The organism is Bacillus sp. AF23, from assembly GCF_020861455.1.
In the GTDB taxonomy this organism is placed as follows: Bacteria; Bacillota; Bacilli; order Bacillales; family Bacillaceae; genus Bacillus; species Bacillus halotolerans.
This window is the reverse complement of the sequence record NZ_JAJHVY010000017.1, coordinates 121,728-135,467: the sequence shown is the minus strand read 5'-3', so window position 1 is coordinate 135,467 and position 13,740 is coordinate 121,728. Positions and strand designations below refer to the sequence as shown.

The 13,740-nt window shown below is 46.0% G+C and carries 13 protein-coding genes; 10 read left to right on the top strand and 3 right to left on the bottom strand.

The features are described 5' to 3' along the window. Positions 1 to 8: 8 nt before the first annotated feature. From LNN34_RS09455 to LNN34_RS09445, 3 genes are all read right to left on the bottom strand, one after another. The gene (locus LNN34_RS09455) at positions 9 to 761 is read right to left on the bottom strand and encodes an ABC transporter permease (protein WP_229043151.1); all 753 of its coding nucleotides are present in this window, start codon (positions 759 to 761) and stop codon (positions 9 to 11) included. Continuing rightward, a complete protein-coding gene (locus tag LNN34_RS09450; RefSeq protein WP_229043150.1) occupies positions 761 to 1,513 on the bottom strand; it encodes a phosphate ABC transporter ATP-binding protein in 753 nt (250 codons plus the stop codon). Before LNN34_RS09450 ends, LNN34_RS09455 begins: the two co-directional genes overlap by 1 nt. Positions 1,514 to 1,634: 121 nt before the next feature. Further along, positions 1,635 to 2,606 (bottom strand): multidrug resistance efflux transporter family protein, encoded by a 972-nt coding sequence (locus LNN34_RS09445; protein ID WP_229043149.1) that lies wholly within the window; start codon positions 2,604 to 2,606, stop codon positions 1,635 to 1,637. 129 nt (positions 2,607 to 2,735) lie between these two features. On the opposite strand from LNN34_RS09445, the gene LNN34_RS09440 reads away from it, so the two are divergent. From LNN34_RS09440 to LNN34_RS09395, 10 genes are all read left to right on the top strand, one after another. Further along, complete coding sequence (locus LNN34_RS09440) at positions 2,736 to 3,248, top strand: cupin domain-containing protein (protein WP_416378569.1); 513 nt, start codon at positions 2,736 to 2,738, stop codon at positions 3,246 to 3,248. 374 nt (positions 3,249 to 3,622) lie between these two features. Further along, a complete protein-coding gene (locus tag LNN34_RS09435) occupies positions 3,623 to 4,039 on the top strand; it encodes a DUF1641 domain-containing protein (protein WP_010333866.1) in 417 nt (138 codons plus the stop codon). 39 nt (positions 4,040 to 4,078) lie between these two features. After that, on the top strand, positions 4,079 to 5,257 hold the full coding sequence (locus tag LNN34_RS09430; protein ID WP_044156288.1) for an NAD(P)/FAD-dependent oxidoreductase: 1,179 nt from the start codon (positions 4,079 to 4,081) through the stop codon (positions 5,255 to 5,257). Positions 5,258 to 5,457: 200 nt separating this feature from the next. Further along, complete coding sequence (gene uxaC, locus LNN34_RS09425; protein WP_059292973.1) at positions 5,458 to 6,879, top strand: glucuronate isomerase; 1,422 nt, start codon at positions 5,458 to 5,460, stop codon at positions 6,877 to 6,879. A 71-nt stretch (positions 6,880 to 6,950) separates the two neighbouring features. Next, entirely contained in the window at positions 6,951 to 8,330 is a 1,380-nt protein-coding gene (locus LNN34_RS09420) for an MFS transporter (RefSeq protein WP_059292972.1), read from the top strand. A 105-nt stretch (positions 8,331 to 8,435) separates the two neighbouring features. Continuing rightward, positions 8,436 to 9,449: an ureidoglycolate dehydrogenase gene (gene allD / locus LNN34_RS09415; RefSeq protein WP_229043460.1), complete on the top strand. Its 1,014-nt coding sequence runs from the start codon at positions 8,436 to 8,438 to the stop codon at positions 9,447 to 9,449. Positions 9,450 to 9,453: 4 nt separating this feature from the next. Then, a complete protein-coding gene (locus LNN34_RS09410; protein WP_229043148.1) occupies positions 9,454 to 10,473 on the top strand; it encodes a zinc-binding alcohol dehydrogenase family protein in 1,020 nt (339 codons plus the stop codon). Positions 10,474 to 10,496: 23 nt separating this feature from the next. Beyond that, positions 10,497 to 11,603, top strand: coding sequence for a mannonate dehydratase (gene uxuA / locus LNN34_RS09405; protein WP_229043147.1), 1,107 nt, complete (start codon positions 10,497 to 10,499; stop codon positions 11,601 to 11,603). Next, entirely contained in the window at positions 11,572 to 12,408 is an 837-nt protein-coding gene (locus LNN34_RS09400; protein WP_229043458.1) for an SDR family oxidoreductase, read from the top strand. The genes uxuA and LNN34_RS09400 overlap by 32 nt, the downstream gene beginning before the upstream one ends. Before the next feature lie 39 nt (positions 12,409 to 12,447). Beyond that, positions 12,448 to 13,716 carry an MFS transporter gene (locus LNN34_RS09395; RefSeq protein ID WP_229043146.1) on the top strand — a complete coding sequence of 423 codons (1,269 nt, stop codon included), beginning with the start codon at positions 12,448 to 12,450 and terminating at the stop codon, positions 13,714 to 13,716. Positions 13,717 to 13,740: the final 24 nt, after the last annotated feature.

Below are 13,740 nucleotides of genomic sequence, written 5' to 3'. Positions count from 1 at the left end.
TCATCATGTTAACCATTTTGCTTCAGCTGCTGATGCGCGGTAAATAATGACGGGTATGTCAGCACGCTGAGTATGACACAAGTCAGCGCGGCGGACGCCATCGTTGTAAAAACAATCAAAAGCTGAAAGCGAACCGCCTGAATCGGATCGGCGCCCGCTAAGATCTGGCCGGTCATCATGCCGGGAAGCTGGACGAGCCCCAATGTCTTCTGGCTTTCTAGCGTTGGGATCATACTCATTTTCATGGCGGAAGTCAGGATATGCTGTATGGATTGTTTTGGTGTGCCGCCAAGCGACAAAATCAATTGAATTTCTTCCTTGCGCACCCCGACCTCGGAGCTGAGCCGGTTTAAAAACAGGCTCGCGAGCACCATTGAATTTCCGATGACCATTCCGCTGATCGGGATGACATACCGTGCGGTAAGCGGGATGATGTGAAGCGCCAGAAGAATGCCTTGGGTGATGATTTCTACAATCGCTAACGCCACAAACACCCTCCAAAAAGAACCGATTTTCATTTTCTTTCGTTTGACGACGTTTTGCGCCGCCACCGCCAGCATTAACAGCACCATCAGCAGGATAAACACAGGGTGATCCCCATGAAATATCAGCGACAGCACATAACCGATCACAAGCAGCTGTAACGCGGCCCGGATGGTGGCAATGATCATATCTTTTTCAACGCCGGCTTTAAAGGATTTTGATAAAAACAAGGCGATCAAAACAAAGATCATCGTTAAAGAGAGGGAAAGATAATCCATTATTGAGTGCCTCCCTTCAAAAACTCCTTGGCTGTTTCATGCTGCGGATTAGAGAAAAATGTTTCAGTTTCTGCGATTTCCAGCAGCCGACCATCCGCCATAAACCAAATGGAATCGGCTACTCGTTTTGCCTGCTCCATATTATGAGTCACCCACATGACCGTCAGCTTTTTCTCTTGATGCTGCCTTTTGATCAGTTCTTCAATCTCCAGAGCAGAAACAGGGTCCAGCGCAGATGTAATTTCGTCCAATAATAGGATGGAGGAAGGGTTTGCGAGTGTTCTGGCAAGTGAAAGCCTTTGCCGCTGTCCGCCTGATAAATCCTTGGCGCTTCTGTCTAACAGCTCTGGAGACAGACCTGTCAGTGAAGCGAGCTCTTCAGGAGAATAAAGCTGGGTTTGGTGGAGCTTTTGTACCAGATTCAGATTGTCACGCACCGTTCCGTCAAGGACGGGGGCGGATTGAAAAGCAAGGGAGGCCGTCCGCCTCAGTTCATTCACATTCCAGTCTCTGACTTCCTTTCCGTAAATCTTCACTTCACCGTGATCCGGTGTTTTCATCAAATTACACATTGACAGCAGTGTGCTTTTTCCTGAACCGGAAGGGCCCAAAACGGCCACGATTGCACCCTGTTTAATGTCTCCCGTGACATCCTTTAATACATCATAGGTTTGTCCCTCTTGTTCATAGCTTTTTCGCACAGATGTGAATGAGATTGCTGGTATATCGTCTTTTTGATTGTTTGCTTCCATTAAAATATCACCTTTCAGTTAAGTGGGCTTAGACTATACATAAATATAACGTGAAACAGGTCTCTTTTGGAAGGCGTTAAAAAGAAAGGAGAACGGGCTTTCGCCCATTCTCCAGAAGCTGCTAAGCAGTAAGATTTGACTGAGTTTTCTCTTTGGGTTTTTGTTGGGAAGCGAAGGTATGTAACACCATTCCGGCAATAATGATCATTAAGCCTGCAAACGATAAAATGGAAGGGAAAACACCTGACAGCAGGATTATTTCACCAAGCAAAGCGAATATCACTTCCCCGGATTGTGTTGCTTCAACAGCAGCAAGCTTTTGCGGATTATCTCTTACCATATCCGTTGCCCAGAAAAATAAAACGGTCGCAATGATGCCTGAGCTGACGGCAACGATAAAGGATTGAACGGTTTGTCCCTCGGTCGGAAGGCCATCTGACCACCAGCCGTAAGCTGCCAATACAAGCCAGAATGGAAGGCTTGCAAGGGTCATTCCCAGCACACGCTGGAACGTATCAAGCCTGCCTCCGTATTGCTCAAGCATTCTCCGGTTTCCCAGCGGATAGGCGAAAGCAGCAATGACAACCGGAAGCACGCTGAAGAGCAGCATTTTTCCGGAAAGCGATTCTGCATGCTGGAGCTGAATCAGCGCTGCCCCAATCAGAATGACGACGGAAGTGCCCAGCGAAACAAGGGGAATCTTTTGCCGAACGAGTAAAGTGCCTCCAGGCGTGTCTTTTTTCTCATAGAAAAATGGAGACAGCAGCACACCGGCTACAATGGTAATTTGCCATGTTCCGGCTACGAGCCAGCCCGGCCCGAATGCGGCGGCAAACGTGATCGGCGCATAAAAAAGAACAAAACCGACGAAGCTCCACTTTATCCAAAAAAACGGCTTTTTCCGCATCTCTTGTAAAAGAGGAACGAACTTCCCTTTCATTATGACAATCAGACATAAAAACGGAACCATAAAAATAAAGCGTAACGAGGCGCTCCAAAGCCAGCTGCCTCCGGATAATTCCATCGCCCTGTTTAAAATAAAGGTAACGGCGAAAAAGAGAGAAGCCAATATTCCGATTACAATCGCTTTCATCAAATCCCTCATTCTGGCATTATTTTTTTATACTATACTACCCGGGATGATACAGATCAACGGAATTGTGAGAAAATAATGATGTTTTACGGATCAATATAAGTGGAAGACAGAAATAGGGAGGTGAAAATGATGGAAACAGAAACGTACTTTTTTCAGGATGACGGCAGGATTCCAAATCACCCTGATTTTCCGCTCGTTATCTATAAAAATGTTTTTATGGGACGTGCTGAACAGGCAGAGCGGATCGTCAACCGGCATGGCTGGCTAAACAGCTGGTCGGGCAGTGTTTTTCCGTACCATCATTATCACAGCAACACGCATGAAGTCCTAATCGCAGTCCGAGGGGAGGCTGTTATTCAATTTGGGGGAGAAAAAGGAGCTGCTGTTCCTATCAAAACGGGCGACGCAGCGGTCATTCCAGCCGGTGTCGGCCATAAAAAGCTAAGCGCGAGCCCCGATTTTACCGTGATTGGCGCTTATCCAGATGGTTCTCGGTATGATATGAAGACGGGAAAGCCGGATGAAAGAGCGGCTGCGCTAGAGAATATAGAGAAAGCAGTACTTCCGGCATTGGATCCAGTTACAGGAAAAAGAGAACCTCTATTGGACATATGGGTAACGCGTAGGGGAGAAAATTGATGGATTGTCAATAACTAGTGCTGAAGAAATGTTATGACACGGGCACCATATAAATTAATTTCATAATCGAAGCAATTCACGTTCAAATTTTGTTCAAAAAGTGTTATCATATAGAAGGTAATCAAATTGGAGTTTTTTATGTTTGCTATTTTCAGAGAGAGTAAAGGATTTTGACTTATTCAATGGTTTATTTTTGAGATAAAAATAATACTGAATATGGCAAGATGAAAAACTGGGTAGTAAACATTTATTTTTGCGAATGATTGTGCACGAATTCACAATCCTTCTTCTCATGCTTTCAAACATGAGATCAGGGAGAGGCACTACCCTTTCCAAAAAATCAGCATACTGCTTATAGTAAAGGAGAATTGGATATGCCAGAAACAATCGATCAAACAAATGCGTCTGTCAGCCAAAGCCAGCAAGATCTTATTGATCAGCTGTTAAAGCCAGAAGTTCAAGAATCACTGACTGTTTTAGTTGACCAGCTTCCAAAGCTGACTGAGTTAGTGAATATTTTAACGAAGTCTTATGATTTCGCTCAGTCTGTTGCGACTGACGAAGTATTGAAAAGCGATACAGTCGGTGCAATCACTGAAATTCTCGAGCCTGTAAAAGAAACAGCAAAAGAAGTGGCTGCGACTGCAATCGAAGCGAAAGACCGCGCGGATGCTAGCAACGAAACGATTGGACTTTTCGGCCTGTTGCGCATGCTGAAAGATCCTCAAGCTCAAAAGCTGTTCCGTTTTGCTAACAGCTACCTTGAAATCATGAACGAAAAACAAAAATAATCTCAGATTCAAATTGATATAAAGGACGGAGGATATACGATGTCAAAACATATTGTCATTTTAGGCGCTGGTTATGGCGGTGTTCTTTCTGCTTTAACAGTTCGCAAACATTACACAAAAGAACAAGCACGCGTGACAGTGGTAAACAAATACCCAACTCACCAAATCATTACGGAATTACACCGTCTTGCAGCAGGCAACGTGTCTGAAAAAGCGGTTGCAATGCCGTTAGAAAAACTTTTCAAAGGCAAAGACATTGATCTTAAAATCGCGGAAGTCAGCTCTTTCTCTGTTGATAAAAAAGAGATTGCGCTTGCTGACGGTTCTGCATTAACTTACGATGCGCTAGTAGTAGGCCTTGGTTCTGTCACTGCTTACTTCGGCATCCCAGGACTTGAAGAAAACAGCATGGTTCTTAAATCTGCTGCTGATGCTAACAAAGTTTTCAGCCACGTTGAAGACCGTGTGCGCGAGTACTCTAAAACGAAAAACGAAGCGGATGCAACAATCCTTATCGGCGGTGGCGGCTTAACAGGCGTTGAGCTTGTCGGTGAGCTTGCTGACATCATGCCGAACCTTGCGAAAAAATACGGCGTAGACCACAAAGAAATCAAATTAAAATTGGTTGAAGCAGGTCCGAAAATCCTTCCTGTTCTTCCGGATGATCTTATCGAACGCGCGACTAAAAGCCTTGAAAAACGCGGCGTTGAGTTCTTAACAGGCCTTCCTGTTACAAATGTAGAAGGAAACGTGATTGATCTGAAAGACGGATCAAAAGTTGTTGCCAACACATTTGTTTGGACTGGCGGCGTACAAGGAAATCCTTTAGTCGGCGAATCAGGTCTTGAAGTGAACCGCGGCCGTGCGACAGTTAACGATTTCCTTCAATCTACATCTCATGAAGATGTATTTGTTGCCGGTGACAGCGCTGTTTACTTTGCGGCAGACGGCCGTCCATACCCGCCAACTGCACAAATCGCATGGCAAATGGGTGAGCTGATCGGTTACAACCTATTCGCTTACTTAGAAGGAAAAACACTTGAAACATTCCAGCCAGTAAACTCTGGTACACTTGCAAGTCTTGGACGCAAAGATGCGGTAGCCATCATTGGTGCTAATTCTACACCGCTTAAAGGTCTTCCTGCTTCCTTGATGAAAGAAGCAAGTAACGTACGCTACTTAACACACATTAAAGGACTATTCAGCCTGGCTTACTAATCCTTTCTTGTAAAATCGGACATTGCCAAAAAGAGGTCTTTTCAGACAGCTTTACGGCAATGTCTTTTTTGCGCTTATTTGCTAACGTTAACATTTATATTTTAAAAAGAGATTGATCCCAGAGGAATATAAAGGTAAAATAAAAACAAATCAAAATGTTAACGTTAACATTTTGAAATAGAATGAAAGACGGTGAGGACATGGAACCCTTTATGGGAGAAAACTTTTTGCTGAAAAATGAAACCGCTGTCAACCTCTATCACAATTATGCGAAAGACATGCCGATTATTGATTATCACTGCCATTTGAGTCCGAAAGAAATCTATGAAAATAAGAGATTTCAAAACATGACAGAAGCCTGGCTGTATGGAGACCATTACAAATGGCGCATTATGAGAGCCAATGGAATTGAAGAAACATACATTACAGGCGATGCAGCTGATGAGGAGAAGTTCATGGCATGGGCGAGAACAGTGCCGATGGCGATTGGCAATCCGCTCTACAATTGGACCCATTTAGAGCTGCAGCGATTTTTTGGAATTTACGAGATATTAAATGAGCAATCGGCGCCAAATATTTGGAAACGGACGAATGAACTGCTGCAAGGAGAAGGCTTCGGGGCAAGGGATTTCATTGTGAAATCAAATGTAAGAGTAGTATGCACAACCGATGACCCTGTCGATTCCCTCGAGTACCACCTATTATTAAAAGAGGACAAAGATTTTCCTGTCAGTGTGCTGCCGGGATTTCGGCCGGATAAAGGGCTGGAAATCAATCGCGAAGGCTTCCCGGATTGGGTGCAGGCGCTTGAAAAGGCTGCGTCACTTTCGATTACAACCTATGATGAGTTTTTGAAGGCTCTTGAAGAACGAGTGCGTTTCTTCCATTCAGTCGGCGGGAGAGTATCTGATCATGCGATTGATTCAATGGTGTTTGCCGAAACGGACAAAGAGGAAGCGGGCCTCATTTTTACCGCAAGATTAAACGGGGAACAGGTTTCTCACGAAGACGAGAAGAAATTCAAGACATATACGCTTCAATTTCTTTGCGGATTGTATGCTGAGCTTGACTGGGCGATGCAGTTTCATATCAATGCACTCAGAAATACGAATACGAAAATGATGAAGAAATTGGGGCCGGATACAGGCTATGATTCTATGAATGACGAAGAAATTGCGAAGCCTTTGTACAGGCTGCTGAATTCAGTAGAAATGAAAAACCAGCTGCCGAAAACGATTTTATATTCGCTCAACCCAAATGATAACTATGTCATTGCCAGCATGATAAATAGCTTTCAAGACGGCATCACGCCTGGGAAAATACAATTTGGCACAGCGTGGTGGTTTAACGATTGCAAGGATGGGATGCTCGATCAAATGAAAGCGTTATCAAACGTCGGGCTATTCAGCCGTTTTATCGGCATGCTGACTGATTCCAGAAGCTTTTTGTCGTATACACGCCATGAATACTTCAGACGGATTGTTTGCAATCTGATCGGCGAATGGGCTGAAAACGGCGAAGTGCCGAAAGATATGGAGCTTCTTGGCGGCATCGTACAAGGCATTTGCTATCACAATGCGAAACAATATTTTCAATTTCAAGAAGAAAAGGCAAACGTATAAAATAAGTTCCGCTCAGATACGTCATACTGAGCGGACATCTCATCGAAAATTCTTAAGACAAGAGGTGGAAGATGCGAGCAGAACTGGAAAATAAGGTTGTGTCGATTGAAACGGAGAAGAGGCTTTCACTGAAAGAGAAAATGTCCTATGGTTTTGGTGATTTTGGGAACGGTTTTATGTTTGATTTAGGCCAAATCTATTTATTAAAGTATTTTACTGATGTGGCGGGAATTCCGGCTGCAATGGCGGGAAGTATTTTTTTAGTCAGCAAGCTCTTTGCGGCTGTAACAGACCCCATTGTCGGCTCATCAATTGATTATCGCAAAAACATCGGCAGGCGGGGGAAATTCAGGCCTTATTTATTAATCGGCAGCATTGTTCTTGCTGTGCTTACTGTTCTTATTTTTCTGTCCCCGAATGTATCAACGACAGGCAAGCTGATTTATGCGTATGCTTCCTATATGCTGTGGGGCGTGGGCTATTCATTTGTAAACATTCCGTACGGCTCATTAGGAGCGTCGATGACTCAAAATACCGAAGATCGGACTTCTATCTCTACTTTTCGCCAAATCGGCTCACTCGGGGCTTTGTTTATCACAAGCGTGGCCGTCATGCCGCTGCTCGTCAAGTTTGATAACCCGAAGGTAGGCTATCCGGTGGTCATGGGATTGTTTGCTGTTCTTGGTGTGCTTTGGTTTTATATTTGCTATCGCAACTGCAAGGAACGTATTGTTATTGCGGAAGCGCCAAAAGAGAAATTAACATTTTCATCTGTCGTCAAAACGTTTATAACGAACAAACCGCTGTTAACCCTTGTCCTGATGACCATTTTTTCGATTTCCGCATACAACATTAAATCCGCAATGCTCGTATACTTCGCACAATATAACCTAGGCAATGTCGAACTGATGGCTTATATGAACTTTATCATTATTGGATCTTCCTTTTTGGGCGTCGTGTTTCTGCCAAAGCTCGTCAAGATGTTTGGAAAGAAACAAACCGCAATGATCGGTTTCGGCATCAGCGTTGCCGCGGATCTGATCAACTTTATGCTTCCTTCAAATGTATATGTGTTTACCATCCTTGCAAGCATCGCGTTTATTGGGATCAGTATTCCCAATGGCATTACGTGGGCGCTTGTCTCAGATATCATTGACTACGGCGAGTGGAAATCCGGTGAGCGGAAAGAAGCAACGACATATTCCCTCTTTAACTTCTCGCGGAAGCTTGCTCAGTCATTGTCTGGATTTCTCTCTGGGATCGGATTGGGGCTTGTCGGATATATGCCGAACGTAGCCCAGACGGCACAGGCGCTGCTCGGCATTAAAGCGCTTCTTCTTCTGTATCCCGCTATTGCTTTGGCATTAGCTATGGTCATTATCGGTTTTCTTTATAAACTGACAGATCAGCAGCATGCACAGATTGTCGAAGAGCTTCAGCATAGAAACTGATCAAACAATCATATAAAGAATATTTTGAATAGTTTGCAAGTAATAATAATTTGTAAGGGTTTTCGCTAAGTGATGAAACTGAAAGAAAGGAGGCTCTTTATTGAATTGAATACGGTAACGATTTCCGCTGAAGAAGCGAAGGAACTGGTTCAGCAAAAGCTGATCGGCGCCAATTTGAATGAACGAGATGCCGAAAAAGTAGCAGACGTGCTCATACACGCCGATTTACGCAATGTGAATTCTCATGGTGTTTTGCGAACAGAACATTATGTGAACAGGCTGAGGGCTGGAGGCATCAATCAAAAAGCGTGTCCCATTTTTAAAGAAACGGGGCCGGTGACAGGAGTGCTGGACGGTGATGACGGGTTCGGCCATGTGATTGCCGATAAGGCGATGGATCACGCCATTGAAATGGCAAAGAAAAATGGTGTTGGCATGGTCGCCGCGACAAACAGCAGCCATTGCGGAGCGTTAAGTTATTTTGTGCAAAAAGCGGCTGAGGAAAAACTGATTGGAATCGCTATGTCTCATACTGACAGTATTGTAGTCCCGTTTGGCGGGAGGTCTCCTTTTTTAGGCACGAATCCAATTGCTTACGGTGTGCCGGCAAAGCATAAAAAACCGTTTATCCTAGATATGGCGACGTCAAAAGTGGCATTTGGAAAGATTCTGCAGGCGCGTGAAGAGGGCGCAGAAATACCAGAAGGATGGGGAGTCGATGAAAACGGAGAGACGGTAACAGACCCTCATAAGGTCGTCTCACTTTCGACGTTCGGGGGTCCTAAAGGCTACGGGCTATCTGTTGTGGCGGATGTGTTTTCAGGTTTGCTGGCTGGGGCGGCTTTTGGGCCGCATATCGTTAAAATGTACGGCGATCTTGATCAAAATAGGAAGCTTGGACATTATGTTTGCGCGATCCATCCGTCCTATTTTACCGGACAAGATATGTTTTTAGAGCAGATGGACGCCATGCTTGATGAACTGCAGCAATCACCTCCGGCTAGAGGAGTCGAGCGAGTGTATGTGCCTGGCGAATTGGAGCAGCTGCACGAGGAAAGAAACAGGAAACACGGAATTTCAATTGCTCGGAGCGTGTATGAATTTTTAAAAAGCAGGTGAGAAAATGAAAGCGGTTCAAGTGCGAAAAGCGTATGATTTGGTGACAGCAGACATGGAACAGCCTGTTCTTTCAAAGGCTGATGAAGTGCTCGTCAAAGTAAAACGAGTCGGAATTTGCGGTTCTGACATGCATATTTATCATGGCACGAATCCGCTTGCGACCCTTCCGAGAGTAATCGGACACGAGGTAACGGGAGAAGTGGAGGAGGTTGGTGCGAATGTTAAAGGCCTGAAAGCCGGAGACCATGTTGTGATTGAACCGATTTCTTATTGCGGAAACTGTTATGCCTGCCGTAAAGGCCGGCCGAATGTTTGTGCGAAGCTTTCTGTGTTTGGCGTTCATGAAGACGGCGGGATGCGGGAATATGTTGTGCTTCCTGAAAAGCAGCTTCACGCGGTTTCAAAAGAGCTGCCTTGGGAGGAGGCAGTTATGGCCGAGCCTTATACAATAGGTGCCCAGGCCGTTTGGCGGGGACAGGTGGAAAAGGGTGATCGCGTTCTGATTCAGGGAGCGGGGCCTATCGGCATCTGTGTGTTAAAAATGGCAAAGCTTGCGGGTGCTTCCGTCATGATAACCGACTTAAATCATGAGCGGCTGGCATTTGCTGCAGAAAACGGTGCCGACGCTGTTGTGAATGTTCAAACAGAACATGCGGCTGAGCGGGTTCGGGAATGGACGGGAGGTGAAGGAGCCAATGTAGTCATTGATGCTGTCTGTCTCCCTGCGACTTTTGAGCTTTCCGTTAATGTTGTTTCTCCGGCAGGGCGTGTGGTGGTGCTTGGATTTGATGAGAGAGCGTCACAAATTCCTCAGCTCCCCATTACAAAAAAAGAAGTCACGATTACCGGCTCAAGACTCCAGACAAATCAGTTTCCGAAAGTTGTAAAGCTGCTGAATGAAGGCCGGTTAGCGCATAACGGGCTCGTCACCCATACGTTTTCAGTTGATGATGTCCATCACGCGTTTCAATTTATCAAGGAGCATCCCGATCAGGTGCGGAAGGCAGTGATCACATTTGATTAAAAGGCTCAATCCGGAGGTGTAGGATGAATATTACATTTCGATGGTATGGACGAGGCAATGATACAGTCACACTTGAACACGTGAAACAAATTCCCGGGGTGAAAGGCATCGTCTGGGCTCTTCATCACAAACCTGCCGGGGAAGTGTGGGGAATAGAGGAAATCAAAGCCGAGACGGAATATATACAATCCCAAGGTTTTCATGCGGAGGTTGTCGAGAGCGTAAACGTTCATGAAGCGATTAAATTGGGCAGCGAAGAACGCGGCCGGTACATTGAACATTATAAGCAGACCATCCGCAATCTGTCTGCTTTTGGCGTGAAAGTGATTTGCTACAATTTTATGCCGATTTTCGACTGGACACGCACCGACATGTTCCGTCCGCTGGAAGACGGCTCAACCGCTCTGTTTTTTGAAAAAGCCAAAGTGGAGAGCCTGGAGCCTCAAGAGCTGATCCGGACGGTGGAAGACGCGTCTGACCTGACACTCCCAGGGTGGGAGCCTGAAAAAATGGCTCGGATCAAAGAACTGTTTGAGGCCTACAGGCCGGTCGATGAAGAACAGCTGTGGAACAATTTATCATTTTTTTTGAAGGGAATTCTGCCGGTTGCTGAAGCGCATGGCATTCAAATGGCCATTCATCCGGATGACCCGCCTTGGCCGATTTTTGGATTGCCGCGTATTATCACAGGAGAGGCAAGCTATGAGAAGCTGCGGACCATATCAGACTCACCTTCTAACTGCATCACCTTATGTACCGGTTCCATGGGGGCCAATCCCGCCAATGACATGGTGGAAATTGCTAAAACATATGCCGGGCTTGCTCCATTTTCACACATCCGCAATGTGAAGATCTTTGAAAATGGGGATTTTATTGAAACGTCTCATCTGACAAAGGACGGTTCGATTAATATTCAAGGGGTCATGGCAGAACTGCACAAGCAGGATTACAACGGATATGTCAGGCCGGATCACGGTCGCCATATTTGGGGAGAGCAATGCCGTCCGGGCTACGGCTTATACGATCGCGCTTTAGGCATCATGTATTTGAGCGGACTGTGGGACGCGTACGAATCAATGGCGAAAAAGAGGTGGAATGATGATTCCTATTCATCATCGACTGGCAGGTAAAGTTGCTGTTATCACGGGCGGCAGCGGTGTGCTCTGCTCGGCCATGGCCCGGGAGCTTGCCCGCCATGGCATGAAGGTGGCGATACTGAACCGGTCAGCTGAAACAGGACAAGAGGTTGTGAGGGAAATTACGAAAGCTGGCGGCACGGCATGTTCCATTTCTGCTGATGTGCTGGACAGGACGTCGCTAGAGAAGGCGAAGACTGATATCCTTGACCGATTTGGCGCTGTTCATCTCCTAATCAATGGAGCAGGAGGAAATCATCCCGCTGCGATTACTGATGTGGAGACATATGAAGAAGGAGGAGAAGGGCAATCATTCTTTGACATGGATGAAAACGGATTTTCAACTGTTTTTTCAACCAACTTCACTGGGGCATTTCTGGCTACCCAAGTATTTGGAAGGGAATTGCTGAAGGCAGACTCACCAGCCATTTTGAATATCTCATCAATGAGCGCTTATTCACCTATGACGAAGGTTCCGGCGTACAGTGCGGCCAAAGCATCAATCAATAATTTTACAATGTGGCTGGCTGTGCATTTTGCGGAAACCGGACTGAGGGTTAACGCAATCGCACCAGGCTTTTTTCTGACAAAACAAAACCACGATCTGCTGATCAATCAGGATGGAAGCTTTACAGACCGCTCTAAAAAGATTATTGCGGGAACACCGATGAAGCGATTTGGAAAACCGGAGGACCTGCTTGGCACGCTTCTTTGGCTGGCGGATGATTTCTATTCAGGCTTTGTCACCGGCATCACCGTTCCTGTCGATGGAGGTTTTATGGCTTATTCAGGAGTGTGACGAAAGCAGATACTGAACCAACATAGGGGTGAGGTTGAGATGTTTTCAAAAGATAAGCTTCCAGTCATCCTTTTTTTGTTCCTGGCTGGTGTGATTAACTATCTGGACCGTTCGGCATTGTCCATTGCAGCTCCATTCATTCAGGATGATCTCACACTGTCCGCTACACAAATGGGCTTGATTTTCAGCAGTTTTTCGATTGGATATGCCGTTTTCAATTTTCTTGGCGGTGTGGCATCCGACCGCTATGGAGCAAAACTGACCTTATTTGTGGCCATGGTCGTTTGGTCGCTGTTCAGCGGAGCAGTTGCATTGGCTTTTGGCTTTGTCAGCCTGCTGATCATACGAATTTTGTTTGGAATGGGGGAAGGGCCGCTTTCGGCGACTATCAATAAAATGGTCAATAACTGGTTTCCGCCGACTCAGCGGGCGTCAGCTGTCGGAGTCACAAATAGCGGAACGCCCCTTGGCGGAGCCATTTCCGGCCCAATTGTCGGCATGATCGCTGTTGCATTCAGCTGGAAGGTTTCCTTCGTTCTCATCATGATCATCGGATTGATTTGGGCATTTCTCTGGTTAAAATGCGTAAAAGAAAAGCCGGCTGAGCCAATGGGCAATGCGCCTGCGATGAAAGTTGAAGCCGCTCCCGAGGAGAAAATTCCGCTGACCTTTTATCTGAAACAAAAAACAGTCTTGTTCACGGCGTTTGCTTTTTTCACTTACAACTACATCCTCTTCTTCTTTTTGACGTGGTTTCCGAGCTATCTTGTCGAGGAGCGGGGATTAAGTGTTGTGTCAATGAGTGTCATCACAGTCATTCCGTGGATTTTAGGATTTATCGGCCTGGCAGCCGGGGGATTTGTTTCGGACTATGTATACAAAAAAACAGTCCGGAAAGGCGTGCTGTTTTCGCGTAAAGTCGTGCTCGTCACGTGTTTGTTTTCTTCCGCGGTATTGATTGGTTTAGCTGGGCTTGTTACCACAACTGTAAGCGCTGTTACGCTCGTGGCTCTGTCTGTCTTCTTTTTATATTTGACGGGCGCGATCTACTGGGCTGTTATTCAGGATGTAGTCGACCAAAAGAATGTCGGTTCTGTTGGCGGATTCATGCATTTTCTCGCCAACACCGCAGGCATCATCGGTCCCGCGTTAACCGGCTTTATAGTTGACCGGACGGGTACTTTTTCTGGCGCATTTTTACTTGCCGGAGGGCTGGCCGTCTTCGCTTCACTGGCTGTCATCCGTTTTGTGCGGCCAATCATCGGCAGCGCAGCAGGAACGCATGCTGATGATACGGTTTCTTATTAATCTGGAAATATGGTGGGAGAGGCG

Excerpts from the sequence above, each read along its gene's own strand:
- LNN34_RS09455 (WP_229043151.1), bottom strand. The coding sequence starts at position 761 with ATGGATTATCTTTCCCTCTCTTTAACGATGATCTTTGTTTTGATCGCC.
- LNN34_RS09450 (WP_229043150.1), bottom strand. The coding sequence starts at position 1,513 with ATGGAAGCAAACAATCAAAAAGACGATATACCAGCAATCTCATTCACA.
- LNN34_RS09445 (WP_229043149.1), bottom strand. The coding sequence starts at position 2,606 with ATGAAAGCGATTGTAATCGGAATATTGGCTTCTCTCTTTTTCGCCGTT.
- LNN34_RS09440 (WP_416378569.1), top strand. The coding sequence starts at position 2,736 with ATGATGGAAACAGAAACGTACTTTTTTCAGGATGACGGCAGGATTCCA.
- LNN34_RS09435 (WP_010333866.1), top strand. The coding sequence starts at position 3,623 with ATGCCAGAAACAATCGATCAAACAAATGCGTCTGTCAGCCAAAGCCAG.
- LNN34_RS09430 (WP_044156288.1), top strand. The coding sequence starts at position 4,079 with ATGTCAAAACATATTGTCATTTTAGGCGCTGGTTATGGCGGTGTTCTT.
- uxaC (WP_059292973.1), top strand. The coding sequence starts at position 5,458 with ATGGAACCCTTTATGGGAGAAAACTTTTTGCTGAAAAATGAAACCGCT.
- LNN34_RS09420 (WP_059292972.1), top strand. The coding sequence starts at position 6,951 with ATGCGAGCAGAACTGGAAAATAAGGTTGTGTCGATTGAAACGGAGAAG.
- LNN34_RS09410 (WP_229043148.1), top strand. The coding sequence starts at position 9,454 with ATGAAAGCGGTTCAAGTGCGAAAAGCGTATGATTTGGTGACAGCAGAC.
- uxuA (WP_229043147.1), top strand. The coding sequence starts at position 10,497 with ATGAATATTACATTTCGATGGTATGGACGAGGCAATGATACAGTCACA.
- LNN34_RS09400 (WP_229043458.1), top strand. The coding sequence starts at position 11,572 with ATGATTCCTATTCATCATCGACTGGCAGGTAAAGTTGCTGTTATCACG.
- LNN34_RS09395 (WP_229043146.1), top strand. The coding sequence starts at position 12,448 with ATGTTTTCAAAAGATAAGCTTCCAGTCATCCTTTTTTTGTTCCTGGCT.